This window comes from Joostella sp., from assembly GCF_048266025.1.
Classification (GTDB): domain Bacteria; phylum Bacteroidota; class Bacteroidia; order Flavobacteriales; family Flavobacteriaceae; genus Galbibacter; species Galbibacter atrarenae.
In genome coordinates this window covers 639,280-663,356 of the sequence record NZ_JBLXAF010000001.1, presented here as the reverse complement: position 1 = coordinate 663,356, position 24,077 = coordinate 639,280, and the positions used below count along the sequence as shown (strand labels likewise).

Here is a 24,077-nt window from a genome sequence, read left to right as displayed (position 1 = left end):
TATGAAATCTAATATGTTTTTAAAAGTATTCCTCTTATTTGCGGCAGTCTTATGGCTTTCGGGATGCGATCAAACGCGCTTACGCAACAAAGGGAATAAGTTGTTTGGAAACTCATATACTTCCACAACAGATATAGAAAGTAAGCAGATACCTTCTGGTTATGTAGAAGTTGCTACCGATACTATTTTGACTACTAATTTTGTGGTGAGTTCTCTTTACCATTCTACAAATGATAAAATTCTGAAGTTAGAAAAGACAGGAAGAGGCGTATTAAATAAAACTGATTATAAGCAGTTTCATTCAGATGTATCTATTTGCTATGATGAGAAGCTTATTTTTAAAAAGCGAATCGAAAGAGACACTTTTATAAATGATAAAGATGAGTTTTTAAAAAATGCGCAGATGCAATCTTTTCAACTTAATGAAATTGCTTCTGTAGATGATCGAGTTGTATTTTCTGTAGTTTTTTACAATCCCACTAAAGAAACCTTTTTTGATTATGAACTTATTGTAGACAAGAGTGGAGATTATTATATAGAACGTGTCTAAAGCTATTACTGAAAGTTTTTTATGATTTAACCACATATGGTTTATTTTACATATATTTATAGTAAATAATCTTTAAATATATTTAAAATATGAAAAAATTAATCTACGTATGCGTATGTTTTCTTGCCCTAAGTTTAACTGCATGTTCTAATGATGATGATGGAGCAAGTAATGAAAGGGAATGTAATTTCTTAGGACAAGAAGTTGTAATTCGTAATAACGGTAACGGGACATTAAGTATTATTGCTGGCGGAGAATCTCAAGAGGTTGACCTCGAAGGAGAAAGTTTTGAAACGGTTGCAGATGCACTATGTTCAGCAGGAGAATTTGATTTCGATTTCTTAGGTTCGGAAGAATAAATAGAGAAAAAGCATAAAAAAGGCTGTCTACTTTAGACAGCCTTTTTTTATTTAATCATTTAGCTTTAATACAGCCATAAATGCTTGTTGAGGGATTTCTACATTCCCTACTTGACGCATTCGTTTTTTACCTTTTTTCTGTTTCTCTAAAAGTTTTCTTTTACGAGAAATATCTCCTCCGTAACACTTTGCAGTTACATCTTTTCTTAATGCTTTTACCGTTTCTCTAGAAATAATCTTAGCTCCAATTGCCGCTTGAATAGGAATATCAAATTGCTGTCTTGGAATTAATTCTTTTAATTTCTCTACCATTTTCTTACCGATATTATAAGCATTATCGGCATGGATTAATGCAGAAAGCGCATCTACAGAATTTGCATTTAAAAGAACATCTACTCTTACTAATTTAGATTCGCGCATTCCAATAGGCGAATAATCAAAAGAAGCATATCCTTTAGATACTGTTTTTAAGCGATCATAGAAATCAAAAACAATTTCTGCTAATGGCATATCAAATGAAAGTTCAACACGCTCAGGCGTTAAATAAGTTTGATTGGTAATAATCCCTCTTTTTTCTATACACAATGACATTACAGGACCAACAAAATCGGCTTTAGTAATAATTGTTGCTTTAATATAAGGTTCTTCAACACGATCGATACTAGAAGGATCAGGAAGATCAGAAGGATTGTTTAATATTATCTTTTCATCTGGATTTTTCTTAGTGTAAGCATGGTAACTAACGTTTGGTACCGTAGTAATAACCGTCATGTCAAACTCACGCTCTAAACGCTCTTGAATAATTTCCAAGTGAAGCATTCCTAAGAACCCACAACGGAAACCAAAACCAAGTGCAGCAGAACTTTCAGGAGTAAAAACTAAAGAAGCATCATTTAATTGAAGCTTTTCCATTGCACTTCTAAGCTCTTCATAATCTTCTGTATCTACAGGATAAACCCCCGCAAATACCATAGGTTTTACATTCTCAAAACCTGCAATCATATTCTGAGTTGGATTTACAGCATCTGTAATCGTATCTCCAACTTTAACTTCTCTAGCGTCTTTAATTCCTGTTATTAAATATCCAACGTCTCCAGTTTTAACAACTTTTCTTGGGTGTTGAATAAGTTTTAAGGTTCCTACTTCATCAGCATCATACGTCTTTCCAGTAGCTAAAAATTTTATTTTTTGTCCTTTAGAAATCTCTCCATTAATAACTCTAAAATAAGTTTCAACTCCTCTAAATGGGTTATATACAGAGTCAAAAATTAAAGCTTGTAATGGTTCGTCTGGATTTCCTTTTGGCGCAGGAATTCTTTCAATAATAGCAGAAAGTATTTCTTCGATTCCAATTCCTGTTTTTGCACTTGCAGGAATTACTTCAGAAGCATCACAACCTAATAAATCTACGATATCATCAGTAACTTCTTCAGGATTTGCACTCGGAAGATCCACTTTATTGAGTACAGGGATAATCTCAAGATCGTTCTCTAAAGCTAAATATAAGTTAGAAATTGTTTGTGCTTGGATACTTTGAGCAGCATCTACAACAAGCAATGCTCCTTCACAGGCAGCGATAGAACGCGAAACTTCATAAGAGAAATCTACGTGTCCAGGAGTATCAATAAGATTTAAAATGTATTCTTCCCCTTTATAGATATATTCCATCTGGATAGCGTGGCTTTTAATGGTTATCCCACGTTCACGCTCCAAATCCATACTATCTAAAAGTTGTGCTTTTTTTTCTCGCTCAGTAACCGATCCGGTAAAATCCAATAATCTATCTGCCAACGTACTTTTTCCGTGGTCAATATGAGCGATTATACAAAAGTTTCTTATGTGCTTCATAGCCGTATATCAATGCAAATTTTCAATCAGCAAATATAAACTATTTTAACACGCCTAAATAAGATATTGAGTATTATTAGAAAGATTATACCTACGATGATGTAAATATAGGAGCTGAAAGTAGCAATGAATGAAAAAAAAGCTATATTTATCTCCCTAAATTTACCTAAATATGCCTATTTGTAGATATAGACTTCTTTTAATTCTGTCTTTTACAGTCCATTTTATTTTCTCTCAAGATTATAAGATTGAAGGGATTGTAGAAGATGTGGACAAGACGCCCTTATCTTATGTAAACATAATGCTTCTCAAGCATTCAGATTCTACATCTATTGCTGGAACTTCTACAGAAAGCAATGGATATTTTGCTTTAAATAATATTGATCCAGGAACTTATTTTATTAAGACATCTTACATTGGTTACGATAGTGTTTATAGAGAAATTACACTAGACAGCAATTTTAATTTAGGAACCATTATTCTGAAGGAAAACATAGAAAGTTTAGATGGCGTCACAGTAACACAACAGCGACCTAAGTTACATAAAAAGGGAGGGAAGCTTGTTTTTGAAGTTGAAAACTCTACGCTCTCTTCAATGAATACATTTGAAATCCTTCAACGAACACCTGGGGTGATTTCTATAAATGATGAGATTTCAGTAAAGAACTTAAAAACTACGGTTTATATAAACGACAAGAAGGTTTACTTAGCTGCAAATGAGCTAAAAGACCTTTTAGGGAATTTTTCGGGAGAGAATATTGCATCGATAGAAGTGATTTCTAATCCATCTGCAAAATACGATGCGGAAGGTGGCGCCGTACTAAATATTATAACTTCTAAGAATATTTCTATTGGATATAAAGGAGCCGTAAACGGAACTTTTGAGCAAGCAATTTTCCCTAAATATTTGCTTGGAACTAGTCATTATTATAAAAATAATTTCTTGGATCTCTATGCAGGTTATTCCTATAGCCCAAGGAAAGATTATAAACGAAGTGACAGCTATGTAAATTTCTTTGATGGGAATACCCCAAGCGATGAATGGGAAACTTCACTTTATAAAACAACCCGCTCTAAAGCACATAATTTCAATACGATTTTTGACTTTACTCTAGACGATAAAAATACGTTGAGCTTTACTTCTAATATTTCTTATAGCCCAAATAAAAGCATAGATAATACTGTAGATACCAATATTTTTTCTACTGAAGAGATAAAAGAGGGTAGCTTTATTACAGATAGTAATTTAGAGAACGACAATACAAATATTGCCCTAAATGCTACTTACAATCGAGAAATAGGCGATAACGGAGCAAATTTAAGTATCCAAACAAATTTTGTTTATTATGATGATGAGGAACAGCAAGTTTTGGAAACCGATTATTACGATGCAAATAACGCATACGATTATACAAATGCATTTGATACAGAATCAAGACAGAAAAATAACATTTTTACTGGACAGCTAGATTATACAGCCTCTTTGTGGCAAAGTAATATAGAATTTGGAGCTAAATACTCTAATATTAGTAGCAATAGTAGGGTTGTTTTTTCTGGAGATTATATGCCAGATTTTTCTACTGATGATAACTTTAGTTACGATGAAGATATTTGGGCTTCTTATGTTAATATGAATCGCGATTGGGGTAAATGGTCTTTGGTGGCTGGTTTACGAGGCGAATATACAACTGCAATAGGTAATTCTATTGTTTTAGGTGAAGTTAATAAGCAGGATTATTTTGAGTTATTCCCAACGTTTAGTTTACAGCATCAAATTTCAGAAAAGCACCAAGTTGGAGTAAGCTATAAAAGGGCTATTGAGAGACCTCGTTACCAAAGTTTAAATCCATTTAGATATTATATAAATGAAAATAATTTTGTGGCTGGGAATCCATTTTTAAAACCTTCCATAGAAAGTAAAATAGGATTTGATTATACATTTAATGGGAATTACATTTTTGAAATTTATTATCAGCAAGAAAAAAATGATCTAACGAATCTTACTTTTCAGCGAAATGAAGATCAGATACTTTATAATTCTATTTTTAATGTTGAAGAATCATATCAATACAGTATTGATTTTGTTCATTATAGATCTGTAACCAAATGGTGGTATTTGAGTACGTATATGTCTGGATTTTTCTATGAAATTGAATTTATAGCTAGAGAAAGTAATGATGTTAGGCAAACAAAAAATACGGTAGGCTACTTCGGGCAATTATACAATTCTTTTACTATATCTAAAGACAGATCGCTTTCTGCAGATTTATACTTGGAGTATGTTTCTAGGTTTTATAATGGGAGTTATTTAATGAAGGATAGATTTAAGACAAACATCGGACTAAGAAAAAAATTATGGAACGGGAGAGCTAGTTTAAATATGAATTTAAGCGATGTCTTTAATACTTTTAATGTTCCATTTACTTCGCGCTATTTAAATCAAGATAACGGATACCTTGCAAAGCCAGAGAAGAGAACTTTTAGTCTTGGTTTTATTTATAAGTTTGGAAACTTTAGACTTGCAGATAATAAGAGAAATATAGATTTTAAAGAAGAAGAGCGCTTAAATGAAGAGGCTGAATTTTAATAACACTTCTATTGCTACTTTATGAATTAATGGATTAAGTTCTCTTGTTTATTTCGAATGGTTAAATATTATAAAATAGATAACGAGGAGACTTGCTCCAAGGGTGTTGATTTTGTATTTTCGAACTTTATTTTCAGAATTACAAAAAGTGGTTGAAAAATACTACGTTAATTTATCATTTTCAATTGAATAACAAATCCCCTCAGTGGAATTCTAAATAATTTTAGTTATGAATTTTATAAAAAGAAATGCACTTTTACTTTTAGGAGTTTCAGCAGTATTTATTTCTTGTGAGCAAGCTTCAAAAAAGGAAGCTGCAGATAATAAAGTAGATCCGATAATTACATCTGTAAAGGAAGAATTTGCGCCAGATAAACGTGTAGCTCTTTTTGATGTTGAAGCTGTTGCTACTAAAGATGGTTATGTGGTAAAGGGGAATTCTAATCTTCCAGACGCTGTAAGTGCTTTTCAGAAGGAACTTGAGGCCGAGAATATTAGTTTTATAGACAGTATAAAGATTTTACCTGCTGAAGAATTAGAAGGTAAAACAAAAGGAGTTTTAAAAATTTCAGCAGCAAATTTAAGAGGAAATCCTAAACATTCTGCAGAATTGGTAACGCAAGGAACTCTTGGAATGCCAGTAAATATTCTTGATAAGAAAGGGAGTTGGTATTTAATTCAAACTCCAGATAAATATATTGCCTGGGTAGATTATGGCGGTGTTGCTCCAATGAATAATGAAGAGTTTGAAGCATGGAAGGCGTCAGAAAAAATAATATATACAGAAACATCTGGAAGTTCTTTCACAGAAGCAGATAAGAGCTCGCAAGTAGTTTCTGATCTTGTTGCGGGTAATATTTTAAAGCTTGTAGCAGATAAAGGTGCTTTTTATGAGGTTGAATATCCTGATGGAAGAATTGCATACCTTATAAAGGAAGAGGCGAAGCCGTATAAAGAGTGGTTAAGTTCTTTAGCACATACCAAAGAGAGTTTGGTGGCTACATCAAAGTCGCTTATGGGATTACCTTATTTATGGGGAGGAACGTCTGCTAAAGGAGTAGATTGTAGTGGGTTTACGAAAACCGTTTATTTTTTAAACGGAATGGTAATTCCTAGAGATGCTTCGCAGCAGATTAACGAAGGGGTTTTAATAGACGATACTAAAGATTTTGATAAACTGATTCCTGGAGATTTACTTTTCTTTGGAAAAAGGGCAACGGAAACTTCTAAAGAACGTATTATTCATGTAGGAATGTGGATTGGAAATAATGAGTTTATTCATTCTGCTGGTCGTGTGCATATTAGTAGTATGGATAAAAATGCTGATAATTATGATGCGTATAATTACAATCGTTACTTAAGAACAAAACGTATTTTAAACGAAGATTCTAAAGGACTTCTTTACTTAGATAAGAAAGATATTTTCTAAGGATATTTTAAATATATAACTGCTTTAAGCATTGGCTTTACAAATAGCAGAAATTCTAAAACCCGCTTAGCGGGTTTTTTTTAAATCCGTATCTTTGCAACTTAAAATTAATAAAGAAAAGCTGTGGCAAAAATTGGAACGATAGATGTAGGAGAATTTCCGCTTTTATTAGCGCCTATGGAAGATGTGAGCGACCCTCCTTTCCGTGCGTTATGTAAAGAGCAGGGAGCAGATGTAGTATATACGGAGTTTATTTCTTCGGAAGGACTTATTCGTGATGCTGCTAAAAGTGTGATGAAGCTCGATATTTATGAAAAGGAACGTCCCGTAGGGATACAAATTTTCGGTGCGAATCTAGATTCTATGTTGGAATCTATAGATATTGTTGCGAAATCGAAGCCAGATATTATCGATATTAATTTTGGATGTCCTGTAAAAAAGGTAGTTAGCAAAAATGCTGGTGCCGGAATTTTAAAGGATATCCCCCTTATGGTAAAACTTACTGAAGAGATGGTAAAGCGTACCGATCTTCCTATTACCGTAAAAACCCGATTAGGTTGGGATGCCGATTCTATAAAAATTGTTGAGGTTGCAGAGCGACTTCAAGATGTTGGAATAAAAGCAATTTCTATCCACGGACGTACGCGTGTACAGATGTATAAAGGAAATGCAAATTGGGCTCCTATTGCTGAAGTTAAAAACAACCAAAGAATGCATATTCCCGTTTTTGGAAATGGGGATGTAGATACTCCAGAAATGGCTGTTAAAATGCGTGATGAATTTGGTCTTGACGGTGCTATGATTGGAAGAGCAGCTATTGGATATCCTTGGTTTTTTAAAGAGGTAAAGCACTTTTTTAAAACTGGAGAACATTTAGCACCGCCAACTATTCAAGAGCGCGTAGACGCAGCACGTAGGCATTTAGAAATGTCTATAGCTTGGAAAGGAGAAAAGCTTGGAGTATTTGAAACAAGAAGGCATTATACGAATTACTTTAAAGGGATTCCACATTTTAAAGAATACCGTATGAAAATGGTTACCAGTGATGAATCTCCAGATGTTTTTGCTGTTTTTGATGAGGTAGAAGATAAATTTGCCGATTTCCAGTTTGTGTAGTGTAGCTTTGTAAAGAGAAAAGCTTTTAAAGTAGAAAGTTTGCAGAATTTTGAAGTTGTAAGGTTGAAACCAGAAAAGTTTTTCCCTAAGAGGCGTCAGGCGTCACCTAGTTATCCATTTCACTATTCCTAGTTGAAGGCTATAATATCTTTATTTACTCTATTAGCAGCAATTTTAGAAGCTAAGAATCCTAATACAAAAATGGTAACAAATACAACCGCTACATTCATTAGGTTATATTCCACAGGATAAGCTAGGCTAGGAGTAAGTTTGATCCATTGAAGGGAGATTTGAGACCATACTAAAATAGAGGCAAGTACAATCCCTGTGATTCCACCAACAGTAGTAACGAGAAGTCCTTGGAGGAAAAATATCCGTTTTAAATTTTTTATAGAAACCCCCATGCTATAAAGAGTAGCGGCATTACTTTTCTTATCTAAAATCATCATAATAATTGCACCTACAACATTAAAAAGGGCAATAATTAATACCAATGTAAAGATGAGGTAGATAGCTAGATTTTCTGTGTTCAGCATTTTATAAAGGGTGTCGTTAAGCTGAGCACGTGTTTTAATTTTCACTTTTCCGTCTAATGCCTTTTCAATTTCAGCCCCTACAACACTTGGGGTAGCAGTAGGTTTTATTTTGAAATTAATTCCTGTAATCTGATTCTCGTTTTTCTCTAATAATGGCTGCACGGTAGATAAGCGAGCAAAAACATACTTTTTATCCAATTCATCATTTACAGCATACACACCAGAAACACTTACCGAAAGTTCGTTGTATGGTTTATTAGACCCTGAAATACCACTTGTAACACTTCCTTTCCCTGGCTTGGGAGCTAATATTTTAAGTTGATTGCGGTAATCATTTATTCCGAGTCCCAAGAGGTTTGCAATTCCAATTCCAGTAACTACTTGATAAGGATCTTTCCCTATCCAACTCCCGTAATAAAGAAGGCTATCTACACCTGTAACATTCGTATAATTACTGTCTACAGCCTTTATATATGCAATATGGTTTTTCTGCTTGAAAGTCAGGAAAATTCGTTCTTCGATTTCTTTAGAATAATCTGCTACTCCCTCAATATTAAGAAGACTTTGTTTATCGTTTTCTGTAAATTCAAAGAATTTTCCTCCAGCGGAAACTGCTTTCAAATCAGGATCAAAAGAATTAGAGAAAGACAAGCTTAATGTCTTCAAGCCGTCAAAAGCAGAAAGTACTATAAATAAGGATGCTGCACCAATTACAATCACCAAGAACGTAACAAAATTAATGATGTTAACAGCATTCTGACTACTTTTAGAAATCAGATATCTTTTGGCTATGTAAAGGGAGATATTCAAAAATTAAGACTTCTTTCTTTTATCTAATAAATCTGGATTGTCTATAGGGTTATCATCTCCTTTTAGTGATTTATCGATACGGTCGATGTATTCTAAAGAATCATCAATAAAAAATTCTAACTCCGGCACTCTACGCAGCTGATTTTTTGTGCGCTGAGATAATTCATGCTTTATAAGCGGTTGATTAGAACGAATCCCAACAATTAGCTCATCGGCCTTCGCTATAGGGAAAATACTTACATACACCTTTGCTCTAGAAAGGTCTGTAGTAACATTTACTTTGGTAACACTAATTAGAGTTCCAGACATTCCACCTTCCTTTGCAGCTTTCTGTAGAATCTCTGCCAAATCGCGTTGTATAACGCCACCAATCTTTTTCTGTCTGTTTGTTTCCATAATGCAAAAGTACGAGAATAATTATTACAATTTAAAGTATTATTTTTGATGGTATCCATAAGAGATAACTTTTAGGCAGTTTCTAATGGTTATTTAAGTATATGAAAGCTGTAAAAGGCATCTGAACACTATTTTTAATGAAAAAAGCTATAAGATGAATAAGATTGAACATTTAGGGATTGCAGTAAAAGACTTGGAGGCTTCGAATACGCTTTTTCATAGGTTGCTTGGTGTTGCACATTATAAAATGGAAGAAGTAGCCTCTGAAGGAGTAAAAACATCTTTTTTTCAGACGGGAGAAAGTAAAATTGAGCTATTAGAAGCTACAAATAGTGATAGCGCTATTGCGAAATTTATAGAAAAGAAAGGAGAAGGAATTCACCATATAGCATTTGAAGTAGCAGATATTCTTTCGGAAGTAAAGCGCTTAAAGGAAGAAGGATTTACCATTATAAATGAAAAACCTAAACGTGGAGCTGATAATAAGTGGGTGGTTTTTTTACACCCTAAAACTACAAACGGAGTGTTAATAGAGCTTTGCCAAGAGATAGATTAATGTAATAAAGAGCTCTTAACCTGAACGATATAAATGTTGAGAACTTTAAAGTTATAAAAACTAAGGGATCTACTTGCAGAATATAAAAATATATAGTAATATTGCATCCGCAATTTGCAGGTCCCATAGCTCAGCTGGTTAGAGCACCTGACTCATAATCAGGGGGTCCATGGTTCGAGCCCATGTGGGACCACAACAATGATAGAAAGCCATTCAAGAGATTGAGTGGCTTTTTTGTTTTCAAGCAAGTACAACATATGTACAACACTTCGATTTTCTTTTAGTTTTATTTGTTTATATATTTAGGTTTCTAAAACCTAATTAAATGGATCGAATTACAGATTTATTTTCAGATTATCTAGTCAAGTTTTCTCTTTGGAAAAATGGTATTAGTACAAAGTTTTCTAACCAAATTTTTTCGGGTAAGAATGAAAGATTAAACAGATTTCGCGCCTCTTTTTTATTAGTTGTTTCCCTAAATATCTTTATTTACTTAGTGATCTTTAATAAAGATCTAAATACAATAGGTCTTGTTCTAATGCTTATATCAACTACCATATTTTGGCTACTATGTGTTTATTCGATTAGTAAGGAGAAGTGGAAGAAAAAGCTCTATAGAAAACATGAAGAAAAAGAAAATGAGGATTTAATAATCGATTTGAATCAAACAATTTTTACTAATATCTATACTGAATTGTCAAATTCAGGTTATATCTACAAAGAGAATACAACATTAAAAGACTTTTTAAATGTATTTACTACTTCATTACAAAGGCATGAATCCAAGATTGATTTCAATTTGACGCAACCGAAGCTCAAGTATGTGCTTGACAAATTTAAGATTTGGAACAAAAATTTATCTTTAGCAAAACTTCAAAGGTCTGGAAGAATTCTACATAAAGGCAAACCAATAATAGCGAGAACTCTATCTCAAAAGTTTTATGATAATCCCCCCTGTCAGAATTTTACGGATGAAATTGATAGCATTTGTAAAAAAATTGGGGTATAAATGATTTTTCAATAGGGTATATATCCCAAATACCTCTTTTCTTCTAGTTACTTTAGTTTCCGAATTCAACAAATAGTAGGTGGCCATCTACTCATAATTAACATTAAAATTATAAGTATGAATGATTCGGAAAACGTAGTTAATCTACTTAAAGAAATTAAGAGATTACTATTCTTAAACAAAAAAGTATTAAATGTAGAAGACCTTGCTTCTTATACAGGCTTATCCAAAAGTAAAATCTATGATCTTACTCACCTTAAAAAGATTCCCACAGGAAATAATAAAGATATCCGACAAAAATTCTTTGATCGAGAAGTGATTGAAGAATGGTTATTAGGATATGATGAATCTACTTCTAATGAGGAGCTTGAAAACCAGCTCAATACACAGCTCTTAAAAAATAAAAAGCGTAGTTGAATCCTACGCTTTATAATTTATTACTCAATTTATTTCCTATAATAAACTGTATAGCAAATATACGGTTTCTAAATCAAATTGTATATGAACGATATACCTTATATCCGGGTGGCTACTACTTATTTTAAAAAAGTAAAAGCACCCACACTTTCCGGTACTTTCAATGAGATATTGATTCCCTGGAGTATCGAAACGATTAGACAAGATCACGGAAAAACATACCTAAGTAAAATACCTAAGTATGATGGTTTTACTTGCTTTCCAAACCATATTGATTACAAACAAGTCCATTCTGGGTTTTATAACAAGTATTCCCCTCTTAGCAAAGCACCTAAAAAGGGAGATATTTCAAATACGATTAAATTTTTAAAACACATTTTCGGAAAACAGTACGAACTAGGATTGGATTATATTCAGCTTTTGTACACAAAACCAATTCAAACTCTCCCTATATTATGTTTAGTGTCTTCTGAACGTTCCACTGGGAAAAGCACTTTCTTGAAATGGTTAAAAGAGTTTTTTGAAAATAATCTTACCTATTTAACAAACGAAGGTTTTCACAGTCAATTTAATGCTGATTGGGTTAGTATGCTACTCATCTGCATCGATGAAGTACTTTTTAATAGAGAGGAACTAACGGAACGTATAAAGTACTTAAGCACCACAAACAAAAATAAAGTAGAAGCAAAAGGTAAAGATAAAAAGGAAGTAGAGTTTTTTGGCAAATTTATCTTATGCAGTAATAATGAAGACAGCTTTATAAAAATAGATGCAAATGAAACACGTTTTTGGGTCGTTAAAGTCAATTCCATCCAAATTGAAGATACCGACTTCTTAGGTAAATTAACTGCTGAAATCCCTGCATTCATGTTTTTTCTTCTCAACAGAGAAATACACACCATAAGAAAGACCCGAATGTGGTTTACTCCAGAACAAATTAAAACCCCTGCCCTTATTAAGCTGATGCAAAATAATCGAAATCGAGTGGAAAAAGAGCTTGTAAGCTTATTAGTAAGTGTCATGGAAAAGTTTGACATAGACGAAGTTAAACTATGCCCGATGGATGCATTAAATGCACTGAATAAAACACGGGTTAAAACGGATCTTACTCAGTTGAGAAGGCTATTGAAAAAAGAATGGAAATTAACTCCAGAACCAAACTCAAAAAGCTATGAAAAATTCGTGATCTGGAGTGATGGAGAAATCACTTTGATTGAGGCGAAAGGAAGGTATTATTCTATAAAAAAGGATTTTTTAACCGAAAATTTTGATGAATTGATGCCAGAATGAGTTTAACCTCTCGTATCCCAATAATAACAAGGGATAAGAAGCGCATCAAAACCGCATCAAAATGTCATCAAAAATAAAAGTGATGCGTATAAAAGTAAAAAAAATGACAAAAGTGATGAATTGATGCGAAAATGATGCGGCCGTTATCTACTATATACAAAGGGATATGGAGGTTTCCGCATCAATTCATCAAAAATTATTCAAAAAACATCTGCAAATGAAAACTCATAAAATAACATGTGAAATAGCACGAAATTATTGCTGTATAGAAGCATTAAAAAAACTTGGGTATCACCCAAGTCAACAGAATGAAAAGCAAGCTTGGTTTTTAAGTCCATTTCGATCCGAAAGCAAGGCTTCTTTTAAGATTTCCAAAACATTAAATAGATGGTATGATCATGGTGCTGGAATAGGGGGAAACGTAATAGACCTAGTTTGTCTAATAAAACAATGCTCTATAAAAGAAGCATTATTGGTTTTAGACCAGGAGAATACTTCTTTTTCTTTTCAGCAGCCATATCCTTTAGAAAAAGAGACAAGTCTTCAAATCACCAAATCAATTAGAATTAAACACCCTGCATTGATTCAATATTTGATAAGTCGAGGTATAAAGTTATCTGTAGCCGATGAATTTTGCATGGAAGTACACTACTCTTTTAAGGATAAAAATTATTTCGCTATTGGCTTAAAGAACATCTCTGGAGGATTTGAATTACGAAATAAAATATATAAGAATAGTTCTTCTCCTAAAGACATCACTTTAATAAAGAATGAGACGAAGAATCTTGTAATCTGTGAAGGGATGTTTGATTTACTCACATTAGCAAGCCACCATAAAAATTTATCAAAAAAGACAAATATCCTAGTTCTGAATTCAATCTCATTTGTAAAAAGGATAATTCCAGAAGTAGAAAATTATTACTGTATAGAACTCTATCTAGATCGAGATAACGCAGGTTTAAAAGCAACTGAAACCTTATTAAAATCCTCGCACAAATGTCTAGATATGTCTCCGCTATACGAAGGGTTTCAAGATATAAATGAATGGTGGTTAAATAGAGAACCAAGGGAAGGTTTAAGTCTATGATATATAGAGCAAGTCGGACAGGGGCAGAACCCCTATCATCCGACTTGCTCTGCGAGGCTTAACCATTGTAAACTCTATACATCACAAAGAAAAAAGATATTATAAAGTTTTATGTGAAAATTATAAAATCACATATAAAATACTGATAACCAATGTTAAAACTTATAAAATGAACAAAAAAAGTATAATTATAAACCAAAAGGCACATAAAGAATTAACTAAGATTTCTAACGAACATAACTGTTCCTACGGAAGCCTAGTAGAAAGTATGATATACTACTTTAAGCGTACAGGAATTAATCCGAATAATGCTATTAATGAAAATCCTTCTACAATGGTAAAAGCATTAGACAAAAGAATTGTTTCCTTTCTTAAAGTACAGGAAAGAGATATTTTAAAACCACTTCGAAGTGAAGTTTATGAGTATTATAGTAAACAGAATAGAAGGCTTAAGATCATGAATCAGACTTATGAAAAATTGATTCTTCAATTGGATAAAATGGATAGCAAAAGAACTAATGCAGTATTAAATGAAATGAAGAAACAACATGAGGCAATTCAAGAGATATTAACATTTCTAGATCAACATAACAAATCGGGAATTCATGATCGTATTAAAAAAATATTTGAATGATGCCAATTAGTAAACCTCATAGTAGTTTCGCTTCCAAAAATAAGGACAGTTGTATCAAACTAGCTCAGTATTTAGAAAAGGAAAATGAAGAAATAGATCAAATGATTAAAAATGAAGTTTCCAAAAACCGAAGAGACTTACTCGAAACAATGAAGCAAAATTTCTTTACTTCTATAGAAACTAATGTAGGATTTATAGAAGTTGTTGGTTCGATTGATAAAAATATTTCCAAACTTGGAAAAAAAGACGCTAAATTTTTTGCCCCAACGATAAGCTTTAGCAAAAATGAACAACAGCATCTTGTCAGCAAAGTCACCAACAAAGGCGATATCAATTCTGTGTTTGATTTAACTCCAAAAGAGTTTACACAGTATAATAATCTATTAATTCAATATGCTCGAGAAGCTATGGATAATTACGCTACTAATTTTAATAGACGGCACAAGGGATTAGTTGATGGTTCCGATCTTTTATATTTCGGAAAAGTTGAACACTTCAGAAAATATAAAGGGATAGATAAAGAGGTAAAAAACGGAAATTCCAAAACTGGAGATTATAAGCCAGGATTACAATCCCATATTCACATTATTGTATCAAGAAAAGATGTTACTCAAAAAATGAAATTAGATCCGACCACTAAAGAGCGATTTACAAAAAGAAAAATTGGGGATAATCCGTATACAGTTGGGTTCAATAGAAACAATTGGATTAAACTTAACGAAGAATCATTTGATAAACTTTTCAAATACAATAGACCCAAGCTGGAGAGATTTGAAACTCAAAACATTCTTAAAAATGGTTCTCCACATGAGATAGACAAAATACTAATGTCGAGTCCTTCCCCAAACCAAAATGATTATCAGGAGGACCTACGTAAAAAGAAGAAAAAAAGAAGGCTATTATAAACTTGGAATATGTAACATGTGTACAGAATGACGAAAAAGACCAAGACCTGTATACATATTATAGTTCCAAACTTTTATTTTCCTTTTATATAAAAATATAATTGTAAAAATTTATGAGTAAGATTATATTAATTACCCACCAAAAAGGGGGCGTTGGAAAATCTACCCTTACCTTTAACTTGGCTCAAAATTTATCCCAAAGCACTAAAGTTGCGGTATTAGATTTCGATTTGCAGGGCAGCTTATCTCAATTATCCGAGTTGGTAACAGATATTGATATTATTCCGTTTACAGAAAACGTAACAGCTATTTCTGAAATGGATTACGACTTTATATTTATTGATACCCCGCCTTATTTATCAAATCATTTACCGCAGTTGATTCAACTGGCAGACCTTATTATTGTTCCTACAAAAGCAGGAATATTAGATTTATTAGCTATAAAAAGCACCTTGGAACTAATTAAACAAGAAGAAAAATCGGAAAACGCATTGGTGGTATTTAATATGATAAAAGCCAATACCACTTTAACCTTAGATATTCTCATAGGATTAGAAGAGTATAATATCCCTATTGCTAAAACGCATATTAGCGATTTAGTAGCTTTTACCAGATCTGTTCTTGTTAAGGGAGTTGAAAGTGATAAAAATGCCCAAAAACAAATAAATAAACTCACAGAAGAAGTATTAACCAAACTTATATAGTTATACAATTGTATGATTATATAGATCTAGAATTATATAATTATGGAAAAACAAAATTTTAATGATCTTATTAGTAAGGCCAAAGCTAAAAATCAAAAAAACACAATTCAAAAAGTAACTCCGGTTACAACCAAAGCTACAGAGGAAGTACAATTCTCATTTTACTTAGAGAAAACACTTTTAAAGCAATTGAAGCAGCGAGCATTGGATGATAATGAGAGCATTAAAAATACTATTAATAAGGCCTTGAATATGTATTTAAATACAGACTAACCAAATATTAAAAATAAATATATCTATGTATCTTGCAATACATTTTATAATGTAAAAAGACATATTAATATAAAGCGTTTAGCTTTTGATTTGGTTTTAGAAACTCGCCAGGTTTATTTCCACCACAATCAGAGCCAAGACGCCCACGTTCTGCGTGGGCTGTTCTTGTTTTGGTGGAAGGGTTTCTGGCGAGACCTCTAAAACAATCAAGATTCAGTTCCACGCTTTTTTAATTTTAAGAAAATGAGTTTAAAAAGAATTCTTAGTAAACAAGTTCCTGAAAGCGAAAAACGTGACCGTAAAATATTGAACACTAATTCTATAACACATGATAGAGTATCTATTTTGGCGGATATATTCAATGTTAATAAGACCCAGGTAGTTCATAACATCGTACAGGAGTTTATCCAGAACAATGAAGCTGAAATAAAAGACCAAATTGAAATAAAACAGAACCAATTAGGAAGCATATTCTAAGTTCAAAACTTTTATTTTTAACTTACTTGTCAATCCATTTATTCACATTATATAAAGATAGTTTTATATAAATATAGATCAACAAACATGTTTAGACCATCAGAAATACAGGACTATATAGATTTCAGAGAAGAGCATCATGATTATTACATTCTTATAAACGAGTATACTGAAACGGAGTTATACAAAGAAATTAATCATTTCATGAATCTTGCATTTCCAGAATGGAATTCTAATGCAGGAATTGGAAGCTGGGCAGCAGAATTTGTATTAACAGCAATTCAAAACCTTGAACACACAGAAGAAAAAGAATACTCTCAATTAGAAACTCTAAAGGAAATGTATGTTGGTTTGGCTGAAGATTATAATTCTTTCAAAGAAAAATATCAGTCCATAATTTTAGATGATATTTTAAAACAGTTTAATATCGAACATGGAGAGTTTTTAGATGAGCATGGGCATCTTTCCGAAAAGGATTTTGATACATTATATGAGGAGCTCTTCAATAAATTTAAATCATCATATTTAAGCGAGAAACTTTATTGTTTTTAATAAGATTATTAATTGTTAAAAATCATTTTAAATGAGAGGGTACTATTCTCTTTATATAGACTTTGAGTCGAGGTGTTTGATACTGCTGAAAATCTGATTTTTGAGTATAAAATGAATAAAGAACAATAGCACTCCAGAAGTTAGGAGTGCTATTGTTCATGTCGCACATAAAATTCCTTCAAATACTTCTAAAGGGAAATTGTGAAAATTGGAGAAATATACTTTGTAATTAATGAACTGGGGTAATCTATCCTAATTCATTACCTCTTATTTTCCTACTTTATATAATTCTAGATTTATATAATTGTGGAATTCCATAATTATATATAAAAGGGTTTTCTTACTTTTAAAGCATATATAAATTCATCTGTAAAATTTAATGGCCAAAAAGAAAGTAGAAAAGACTAAATCCATAGAAGAAACCCTATGGCAAGCCTGCGATAAATTAAGAGGTTCTGTTGAACCCTCAGAATATAAACACGTAGTGTTAGGGTTAATTTTTTTGAAGTTTACCAGTGATAAATTTGAACAACGTAGAGAGGAACTAATTGCTGAAGGCAAAGAAAAATATGTAGAAATGAAAGATTTCTACAATATGAAAAATGTTTTCTTTTTAGAAGAAGTTTCTCGTTGGTCGTACATCAGTAAAAATGCAAAGCAAGATGATATTGCTATAAAAATTGATACAGCACTACACACCATCGAAAAAAATAATCCTTCTCTTAAAGGTGCTTTACCCGACAACTATTTTTCTCGTTTAGGTCTCGATAAATCTAAATTAGGTTCTTTGCTTGACAAAATTAATGAGATAGATACTTTAGTTGATGAAGGACAGGATATAGTTGGGCGTGTTTACGAATATTTCTTAGCAAATTTTGCTTTAAAAGAAGGAAAAGGGAAAGGGGAATTTTACACTCCAAAAAGTATTGTTAACCTTATTGCAGAAATGATAGAACCATACAAAGGGATTATTTATGACCCTGCTTGTGGTTCGGGAGGTATGTTTGTGCAGTCCATAAAGTTTATTGAAAGCCACCACGGAAATAAAAAGGAAGTTTCAATATACGGACAAGAATACACCAATACCACCTATAAGTTGGCAAAAATGAATCTCGCCATTCGCGGTATTTCTGCCAACCTTGGTGATAAAGCAGCTGACACCTTTGCCCAAGACCAACACAAAGATTTAAAAGCCGATTTTATTATGGCAAACCCACCTTTTAATCAAAAAGATTGGAGAGGTGAAAATGAGCTAATAGACGACCCACGTTGGAAAGGCTATGATGTACCACCTAAAAGCAATGCCAACTATGGTTGGATATTAAATATGGTAAGCAAGCTATCGGAAAATGGTGTTGCAGGATTTATTCTGGCAAATGGTGCATTATCCGGAGGAGGAGAAGAATATAAAATTCGAAGAAAGCTTATTGAAAACAACTTGGTAGAAGCAATTGTTATATTACCGCAAAATATGTTTTATACTACCAATATTAGTGTAACACTTTGGATTTTAAACAAAAATAAAAACGAACGCACTGTTAAATTACCTGATACAACACGAAACTACCGCAAGCGTGAGAATGAAATTTTGTTTATGGACTTACGTCAGATAGGGATTCCCTTTGAAAAGAAATTTATCCAATTTTCAGAAGAAAATATCCAAGAAATAGCCAGCACCTACCACCAATGGCAACAAAAGAACACCAATTATCAAGACGTACCTGAGTATTGTTACAGTGCAAGCTTGAAAGAGGTTGCTAAAAAAGACTTTTCATTAGTACCCAGCAAATATATCGAGTTTGTAAACCGTGATGAGAACATTGATTTTGATGAGAAAATGAGGGTTTTACAAACCGAGTTAAGTGACTTGTTGCAACAAGAAGCCCAGAGCAAAACCGAATTATTGAATGTGTTTAAAGAATTAGGTTATGAGCTCAAATTATAAAAGAATTGGAGATTACATTCAACAGGTAAAAGTTAAAAATAAAGAAGGGAAGTATTCGGAACTTCTCGGAATTAACATAGATAAATTCTTTATGCCTTCCGTTGCAAATACCGTCGGCGTTAATCTAAAAAACTACAAAATTGTTGAAAATGGACAATTTGCTTGCAATAGAATGCATGTAGGGAGAGATTATAGAATTCCTGTTGCGCTATCTGAAAAAGAGACTCCTTTTTTAGTTTCACCCGCTTATGACGTGTTTGAAATTGATAAAACAGATGAGCTTTTACCTGAATATTTAATGATGTGGTTTCGCAGAAAGGAATATGATAGAAATGCTTGGTTTCATACCGATGCTGACGTTCGAGGAGGTTTAGCTTGGGAAGCATTTTGTGACCTTAAACTCCCTATCCCCTCCATAGAAAAACAAAAAGAAATTGTAAACGAATACAACACCGTTATTAACCAAATTAAGCTCAACGAACAACTCAACCAAAAATTAGAAGAAACTGCACAGGCCTTGTATAAATATTGGTTTGTTGATTTTGAATTTCCTGACGAAGAAGGTAAACCTTATAAATCGTCTGGTGGCGAAATGGTCTTTAATGAGGAGTTGGATAAAGAGATTCCGGAGGGGTGGGAAATTGGTGTAGTTGGAGAGCTTCTTGATACAATAAACGGATATGCCTTTAAAAGCAATCATTTTACTAATACAGGAGCTTTTCCAATAATCAAAATTAAGAATGTTGTGCCTCCATTTGTTGAATTATCAGATTGTCAATTTTTTGAAGGAAATCTTACGCGCAAATTGGAACGAGTACTTGTAAAGAAAAATGATATTCTAATTTCAATGACGGGGTCAGGTGCTAATCAAATGGCATCCGCTGTAGGACAGGTTGGTAAGTATTACAACTCAAAGGAATCACTACTGAATCAACGAGTTTGCAAGCTAGAGCCGAAGAAAGAGACACTTCGAGAATATATTTATCAATTTATCTCTAATGAAGAAACACATTTAGAGTTATTAAATGCGTCAACGGGAAGTGCAAATCAAGCAAATATTTCTCCAGACCAAATAAAGGGATTGGTTGTAATAAGGCCAGAAAATAAAGTGATGGAAAAATTTCAGCAGATAGGAAAAACTTTGGATGAGTCTAAACGATTCAACTCAAATATAAAATTATTAAAGTTGAAAGAATTTATTCTTTCAAAAATGACAAGGATTGAGGAAAAGGAGACAGCCGTATGATAACGACTTTAAACATAAAAAATATTGCCACTTATGATGCCGTTAATGGTGTTACGATAAATAACTTAAAAAGAGTCAATTTCTTTTTTGGTTTTAACGGTTCAGGAAAATCAACCTTTGGTAAGTACCTACATAATCTGAGTTTAGATACAAATAGTCAAAATTCAGATTTCAACCAGTGTACTCACGTTGGATATGATGAAACTCAGCATCAAATTTTAACCTTCAACGAAGATTTTATTGAGGAGAACTTTGTTACTAATGGTGACCTAAAAGGAGTGTTTTCTTTAAATCAATCGAATGCAACCATAGACCAACAAATTAGAGATGAAGAAGATAATGTTGAAGATTTTAAGAAGCAGATTGGTAAGTATAAAGCTAAGATAGAAGCTATTGATACAGATAAGAGTACAAGGCAAACCAATTTAGTGAATCACTGTTGGAATCAACGAAAAACTTTTGACAGTTTTACAAAAGTTAGATTAGCTCACTCTGGTAGTAGTTCTAACCATTTAACTGAAGTCAAACGGTTATTACAAAATCCTTTAGGAACAATTCCTACGATTACCGACCTGACGGAACGCTACCAAAGCTTATATGAAAAGGAACTTAAAGAAATTCAAATAAGTATTGATGCTAAGGTGTATTGGGAATTACGCAAGTTAGAAGAAAAGATTAATACCCTTTTACAAAAAGTGATAGTTGGAAATGAAGACGTTAATATTTCTGGATTAATACAAACACTTAATTCTAGAAATTGGGTTGAGCAAGGGTTAGATTATATTGAATCTTCAGATAGTACCTGTCCCTTCTGTCAGCAAGAGACAATTGATGCAGAATTAAGGGAACAGTTTTCTAAGTTTTTTGATGAAACGTATAAAGAAAAAATAGCCGAACTGGAAACATTGAAAGCTTCATATAGAGAAAAGGCTAATGTTTTTATTTCCAATATTTCTCAAATCCAAAATGAGTTCAATCCTCAAAATAAAGTTTCTAACCTTGTAATAGCCTTATCAGCTTTATTTGACGATAATGTTGATATAATAAGCTATAAGATAGAACACTCGAACGAAAAGAAAACAATCACCAGCTTACACGCAAAAAAAGCTGCTTTGTCTGAAATTATAAAACTGATAAAAGATAATAATGTTCTATTCTCTGATTTAGATGTCAATAAAGAAACTTTACTTAGTGATATATGGAAGAATATAGCCAATAATTGTCAAGACGAAATTGATGGTTTTGCAGATAGAGAAGCTAAGTATGACAGTATTAAACAGTTAGCTGGTCATTTGAAAACTTACTATGATGGCAAAATTACAGTAGCAAAGCAAAATATTGAAATCCTAAGAAACCAAACGGCAGATACAAAAGAAGCAGTTGATTATATTAATGATATACTGAAAAATGCAGGTTTTACAGGTTTTGAAATTGCTGAAAAAGATAAGGTAAATAATATTTCCAGATACTACTTAAAGCGTCCTCAAACACTGGATAGTGAGCAAATTTTCAAAACTCTTAGTGAAGGTGAAAAGAATTTTATTTCGTTCTTATATTTTTATAGGTTGTGTTTGGGAACTGATGACCTCCAAAGCAATGGTAATAAAAAGAAAATAATAGTCATTGATGACCCTGTTTCTAGTTTAGACAGTCAAGCTCTTTTTATTATCACCACCTTAATTAGAGAGTTAATCCAAAGAAAAGGCAATAGTAATAAGCCTGATAGACAGTCCTTTTTAAATCAAAATATTAGTCAGGTTTTCATCTTAACTCACAATTTCTACTTCTACAAAGAAGTGTCTTTTGAGAAAAGATTGATTTGTACACATCGTTATCATTTTAACCTCAAAAAGACCACAAACAATACATCAATAAGTGGTCAACACGAAAGAACTATAAAAGATGACTATTCTTTACTTTGGTCGAGCTTGAAAGAAACCAAAGAGAATCTTCAAAATGGAAATTCTAATAACATCTTTATTTCAAATACAATGAGGAGAATAATTGAAAGTTATGTAAACTTTATTGGTTTAGGAACTGAAGCCTGGTCTGTTCTTTTAAATGAAGATAAAGATTTACCAACCTACTACATTAAATGTGCTTTTATATCTACCATAAATGATGAAAGCCATAAAGTTTCGGCTCTTGATGGAATTTATTATCAAAAAATAATAAATGAGCAGCCTCAAGTATTATTCGATGTATTTCTCTCCATATTTAAAACAATTGGTAAGGAGCATTATGAGATGATGATGGATGAGCAAATAGCAGCGTAATCAAAAATTAAAAGAATATTTATGATAGAAACCAACCGCATAGAATATAAAGCAACAAGTTATGAAAGAATCTAATTTTTTACTGTACACCACACCTGCTGGCGATGTGCGTTTAGATGTAGTGTTAATGGACGAAAATATTTGGCTTTCGCAAAAGGCTATGGCAGAATTGTTTTCGGTTGGTGTGCCTGCTATTAGCAAGCATTTAAGCAATATTTTTGATAGTGGTGAGCTTCAAAAAGAACTGGTTATTTCCAATTTGGAAACAACCACTCGCCATGGTGCTATGGCTGGGAAAACCCAGACCAACAAGGTAGATTATTACAACTTAGATGCCATTATATCTGTTGGCTATCGTGTTAATTCTGCCAAGGCTACACAATTCCGAATTTGGGCTACAAAAACCTTAAAAGAGTACATTATTAAAGGTTTTGCCATAGATGATGAACGCTTAAAACAAGGGAAAACCACATTTGGTAAAGATTACTTTAGGGAGTTATTAGAACGTGTGCGTTCCATACGTGCCAGCGAACGTAGAATTTACCAACAAGTCACCGATATTTTTGCCGAATGTAGTATCGATTACGATCCGCAATCGCCCATCACCAAAAAATTCTATGCTACGGTTCAAAATAAATTCCACTTTGCCATTACCGGTAAGACAGCAGCCGAAATCATTTACTTAAAAGCCGATAGCTCGAAGCCTAAAATGGGTTTAACCACTTTTAAAAATGCACCCGATGGTAGAGTTTTAAAGTCAGATACTGCAATTGCCAAAAACTACTTGGAAGAAAAAGAAATTAAACAATTGGAGCGTGCCGTAACAGGGTATTTTGATTACATCGAAGGACTTATAGAGCGTGAGAACACCTTTACAATGAAAGGTTTGGCATTGAGTGTAAACAAGTTTTTAGCGTTTAACGAATACAAGGTGTTAGAGGGTTTAGGCAAAAAGTCAAAAAAACAAGCCGAAAACAAAGCCTTTTCGGAATATGATAAGTTCAACAAAACCCAAAAAATAGAATCTGACTTTGACAAGATGGTAAAGGGACTTAAAAAAATAAAAAAATAAAAC

General features: G+C 32.7%; 22 protein-coding genes and 1 tRNA gene. 20 read left to right on the top strand and 3 right to left on the bottom strand.

Annotated features, from left to right (window positions below; all coding sequences use genetic code 11):
• Position 1 precedes the first annotated feature (1 nt).
• Together ACN0TY_RS02850 and ACN0TY_RS02845 are read left to right on the top strand one after the other, a co-directional pair.
• Positions 2-550: a hypothetical protein gene (locus ACN0TY_RS02850; RefSeq protein WP_417443289.1), complete on the top strand. Its 549-nt coding sequence runs from the start codon at positions 2-4 to the stop codon at positions 548-550.
• Positions 551-639: 89 nt separating this feature from the next.
• Positions 640-909 (top strand): hypothetical protein, encoded by a 270-nt coding sequence (locus ACN0TY_RS02845; protein WP_417443288.1) that lies wholly within the window; start codon positions 640-642, stop codon positions 907-909.
• A gap of 51 nt (positions 910-960) precedes the next feature.
• Here ACN0TY_RS02845 and lepA read toward each other — a convergent pair whose 3' ends face one another.
• The gene (lepA, locus tag ACN0TY_RS02840; RefSeq protein ID WP_236957533.1) at positions 961-2,757 is read right to left on the bottom strand and encodes a translation elongation factor 4; all 1,797 of its coding nucleotides are present in this window, start codon (positions 2,755-2,757) and stop codon (positions 961-963) included.
• Between the two features lie 172 nt (positions 2,758-2,929).
• On the opposite strand from lepA, the gene ACN0TY_RS02835 reads away from it, so the two are divergent.
• From ACN0TY_RS02835 to dusB, 3 genes are all read left to right on the top strand, one after another.
• Positions 2,930-5,344, top strand: a complete 2,415-nt coding sequence (locus tag ACN0TY_RS02835; RefSeq protein WP_417443287.1) for a TonB-dependent receptor domain-containing protein — start codon at positions 2,930-2,932, stop codon at positions 5,342-5,344.
• Between the two features lie 229 nt (positions 5,345-5,573).
• Positions 5,574-6,773 carry an NlpC/P60 family protein gene (locus tag ACN0TY_RS02830; RefSeq protein WP_417443286.1) on the top strand — a complete coding sequence of 400 codons (1,200 nt, stop codon included), beginning with the start codon at positions 5,574-5,576 and terminating at the stop codon, positions 6,771-6,773.
• Positions 6,774-6,896: 123 nt separating this feature from the next.
• Positions 6,897-7,889, top strand: a complete 993-nt coding sequence (gene dusB, locus ACN0TY_RS02825; RefSeq protein ID WP_417443285.1) for a tRNA dihydrouridine synthase DusB — start codon at positions 6,897-6,899, stop codon at positions 7,887-7,889.
• A gap of 128 nt (positions 7,890-8,017) precedes the next feature.
• Here the strand turns inward: dusB and ACN0TY_RS02820 are convergent, their stop codons facing one another.
• Positions 8,018-9,235 (bottom strand): ABC transporter permease, encoded by a 1,218-nt coding sequence (locus tag ACN0TY_RS02820; protein WP_417443284.1) that lies wholly within the window; start codon positions 9,233-9,235, stop codon positions 8,018-8,020.
• A 3-nt stretch (positions 9,236-9,238) separates the two neighbouring features.
• Positions 9,239-9,631: a 30S ribosome-binding factor RbfA gene (gene rbfA / locus ACN0TY_RS02815; RefSeq protein ID WP_236957528.1), complete on the bottom strand. Its 393-nt coding sequence runs from the start codon at positions 9,629-9,631 to the stop codon at positions 9,239-9,241.
• Between the two features lie 154 nt (positions 9,632-9,785).
• Here rbfA and mce point away from each other — a divergent pair, with 154 nt between their 5' ends.
• The 15 genes from mce to ACN0TY_RS02740 all read left to right on the top strand — a co-directional run bounded on the left by mce (position 9,786) and on the right by ACN0TY_RS02740 (position 24,074).
• Positions 9,786-10,187: a methylmalonyl-CoA epimerase gene (gene mce, locus ACN0TY_RS02810; RefSeq protein ID WP_417443283.1), complete on the top strand. Its 402-nt coding sequence runs from the start codon at positions 9,786-9,788 to the stop codon at positions 10,185-10,187.
• A 119-nt stretch (positions 10,188-10,306) separates the two neighbouring features.
• A tRNA-Ile gene (locus ACN0TY_RS02805) sits at positions 10,307-10,380 on the top strand.
• A 132-nt stretch (positions 10,381-10,512) separates the two neighbouring features.
• Positions 10,513-11,196: a hypothetical protein gene (locus ACN0TY_RS02800; RefSeq protein ID WP_417443282.1), complete on the top strand. Its 684-nt coding sequence runs from the start codon at positions 10,513-10,515 to the stop codon at positions 11,194-11,196.
• Positions 11,197-11,313: 117 nt separating this feature from the next.
• The gene (locus ACN0TY_RS02795) at positions 11,314-11,613 is read left to right on the top strand and encodes a helix-turn-helix transcriptional regulator (protein ID WP_417443281.1); all 300 of its coding nucleotides are present in this window, start codon (positions 11,314-11,316) and stop codon (positions 11,611-11,613) included.
• 84 nt (positions 11,614-11,697) lie between these two features.
• Positions 11,698-12,903 carry a primase-helicase family protein gene (locus tag ACN0TY_RS02790; protein WP_417443280.1) on the top strand — a complete coding sequence of 402 codons (1,206 nt, stop codon included), beginning with the start codon at positions 11,698-11,700 and terminating at the stop codon, positions 12,901-12,903.
• A gap of 217 nt (positions 12,904-13,120) precedes the next feature.
• On the top strand, positions 13,121-13,990 hold the full coding sequence (locus ACN0TY_RS02785; protein WP_417443279.1) for a toprim domain-containing protein: 870 nt from the start codon (positions 13,121-13,123) through the stop codon (positions 13,988-13,990).
• 169 nt (positions 13,991-14,159) lie between these two features.
• Entirely contained in the window at positions 14,160-14,624 is a 465-nt protein-coding gene (locus ACN0TY_RS02780) for a BfmA/BtgA family mobilization protein (RefSeq protein WP_417443278.1), read from the top strand.
• Positions 14,621-15,529, top strand: coding sequence for a DUF5712 family protein (locus ACN0TY_RS02775; protein WP_417443277.1), 909 nt, complete (start codon positions 14,621-14,623; stop codon positions 15,527-15,529). Before ACN0TY_RS02780 ends, ACN0TY_RS02775 begins: the two co-directional genes overlap by 4 nt.
• A 113-nt stretch (positions 15,530-15,642) precedes the next feature.
• Positions 15,643-16,233 carry an AAA family ATPase gene (locus ACN0TY_RS02770; protein WP_417443276.1) on the top strand — a complete coding sequence of 197 codons (591 nt, stop codon included), beginning with the start codon at positions 15,643-15,645 and terminating at the stop codon, positions 16,231-16,233.
• 42 nt (positions 16,234-16,275) lie between these two features.
• The gene (locus tag ACN0TY_RS02765) at positions 16,276-16,506 is read left to right on the top strand and encodes a hypothetical protein (protein ID WP_417443275.1); all 231 of its coding nucleotides are present in this window, start codon (positions 16,276-16,278) and stop codon (positions 16,504-16,506) included.
• A gap of 564 nt (positions 16,507-17,070) precedes the next feature.
• Positions 17,071-17,535, top strand: a complete 465-nt coding sequence (locus ACN0TY_RS02760; RefSeq protein WP_417443274.1) for a hypothetical protein — start codon at positions 17,071-17,073, stop codon at positions 17,533-17,535.
• Positions 17,536-17,914: 379 nt separating this feature from the next.
• Positions 17,915-19,480: an N-6 DNA methylase gene (locus tag ACN0TY_RS02755; protein ID WP_417443273.1), complete on the top strand. Its 1,566-nt coding sequence runs from the start codon at positions 17,915-17,917 to the stop codon at positions 19,478-19,480.
• Positions 19,464-20,726 (top strand): restriction endonuclease subunit S, encoded by a 1,263-nt coding sequence (locus tag ACN0TY_RS02750; RefSeq protein ID WP_417443272.1) that lies wholly within the window; start codon positions 19,464-19,466, stop codon positions 20,724-20,726. The genes ACN0TY_RS02755 and ACN0TY_RS02750 overlap by 17 nt, the downstream gene beginning before the upstream one ends.
• Positions 20,723-23,002, top strand: a complete 2,280-nt coding sequence (locus ACN0TY_RS02745; protein WP_417443271.1) for an AAA family ATPase — start codon at positions 20,723-20,725, stop codon at positions 23,000-23,002. Before ACN0TY_RS02750 ends, ACN0TY_RS02745 begins: the two co-directional genes overlap by 4 nt.
• Positions 23,003-23,063: 61 nt before the next feature.
• Positions 23,064-24,074, top strand: a complete 1,011-nt coding sequence (locus tag ACN0TY_RS02740; RefSeq protein WP_417443270.1) for a virulence RhuM family protein — start codon at positions 23,064-23,066, stop codon at positions 24,072-24,074.
• The last annotated feature ends 3 nt before the right edge of the window (positions 24,075-24,077 follow it).

What these genes read in the sequence shown, in the direction of transcription:
- ACN0TY_RS02785 (WP_417443279.1), top strand. Translation starts at nt 13,121, where the DNA reads ATGAAAACTCATAAAATAACATGTGAAATAGCACGAAATTATTGCTGT.
- ACN0TY_RS02750 (WP_417443272.1), top strand. Translation starts at nt 19,464, where the DNA reads ATGAGCTCAAATTATAAAAGAATTGGAGATTACATTCAACAGGTAAAA.
- ACN0TY_RS02760 (WP_417443274.1), top strand. Translation starts at nt 17,071, where the DNA reads ATGTTTAGACCATCAGAAATACAGGACTATATAGATTTCAGAGAAGAG.
- ACN0TY_RS02780 (WP_417443278.1), top strand. Translation starts at nt 14,160, where the DNA reads ATGAACAAAAAAAGTATAATTATAAACCAAAAGGCACATAAAGAATTA.
- ACN0TY_RS02845 (WP_417443288.1), top strand. Translation starts at nt 640, where the DNA reads ATGAAAAAATTAATCTACGTATGCGTATGTTTTCTTGCCCTAAGTTTA.
- ACN0TY_RS02765 (WP_417443275.1), top strand. Translation starts at nt 16,276, where the DNA reads ATGGAAAAACAAAATTTTAATGATCTTATTAGTAAGGCCAAAGCTAAA.
- ACN0TY_RS02835 (WP_417443287.1), top strand. Translation starts at nt 2,930, where the DNA reads ATGCCTATTTGTAGATATAGACTTCTTTTAATTCTGTCTTTTACAGTC.
- ACN0TY_RS02755 (WP_417443273.1), top strand. Translation starts at nt 17,915, where the DNA reads ATGGCCAAAAAGAAAGTAGAAAAGACTAAATCCATAGAAGAAACCCTA.
- ACN0TY_RS02775 (WP_417443277.1), top strand. Translation starts at nt 14,621, where the DNA reads ATGATGCCAATTAGTAAACCTCATAGTAGTTTCGCTTCCAAAAATAAG.
- ACN0TY_RS02800 (WP_417443282.1), top strand. Translation starts at nt 10,513, where the DNA reads ATGGATCGAATTACAGATTTATTTTCAGATTATCTAGTCAAGTTTTCT.
- ACN0TY_RS02740 (WP_417443270.1), top strand. Translation starts at nt 23,064, where the DNA reads ATGAAAGAATCTAATTTTTTACTGTACACCACACCTGCTGGCGATGTG.
- ACN0TY_RS02795 (WP_417443281.1), top strand. Translation starts at nt 11,314, where the DNA reads ATGAATGATTCGGAAAACGTAGTTAATCTACTTAAAGAAATTAAGAGA.
- mce (WP_417443283.1), top strand. Translation starts at nt 9,786, where the DNA reads ATGAATAAGATTGAACATTTAGGGATTGCAGTAAAAGACTTGGAGGCT.
- ACN0TY_RS02790 (WP_417443280.1), top strand. Translation starts at nt 11,698, where the DNA reads ATGAACGATATACCTTATATCCGGGTGGCTACTACTTATTTTAAAAAA.
- ACN0TY_RS02770 (WP_417443276.1), top strand. Translation starts at nt 15,643, where the DNA reads ATGAGTAAGATTATATTAATTACCCACCAAAAAGGGGGCGTTGGAAAA.
- ACN0TY_RS02830 (WP_417443286.1), top strand. Translation starts at nt 5,574, where the DNA reads ATGAATTTTATAAAAAGAAATGCACTTTTACTTTTAGGAGTTTCAGCA.
- ACN0TY_RS02850 (WP_417443289.1), top strand. Translation starts at nt 2, where the DNA reads ATGAAATCTAATATGTTTTTAAAAGTATTCCTCTTATTTGCGGCAGTC.
- rbfA (WP_236957528.1), bottom strand. Translation starts at nt 9,631, where the DNA reads ATGGAAACAAACAGACAGAAAAAGATTGGTGGCGTTATACAACGCGAT.
- ACN0TY_RS02745 (WP_417443271.1), top strand. Translation starts at nt 20,723, where the DNA reads ATGATAACGACTTTAAACATAAAAAATATTGCCACTTATGATGCCGTT.
- lepA (WP_236957533.1), bottom strand. Translation starts at nt 2,757, where the DNA reads ATGAAGCACATAAGAAACTTTTGTATAATCGCTCATATTGACCACGGA.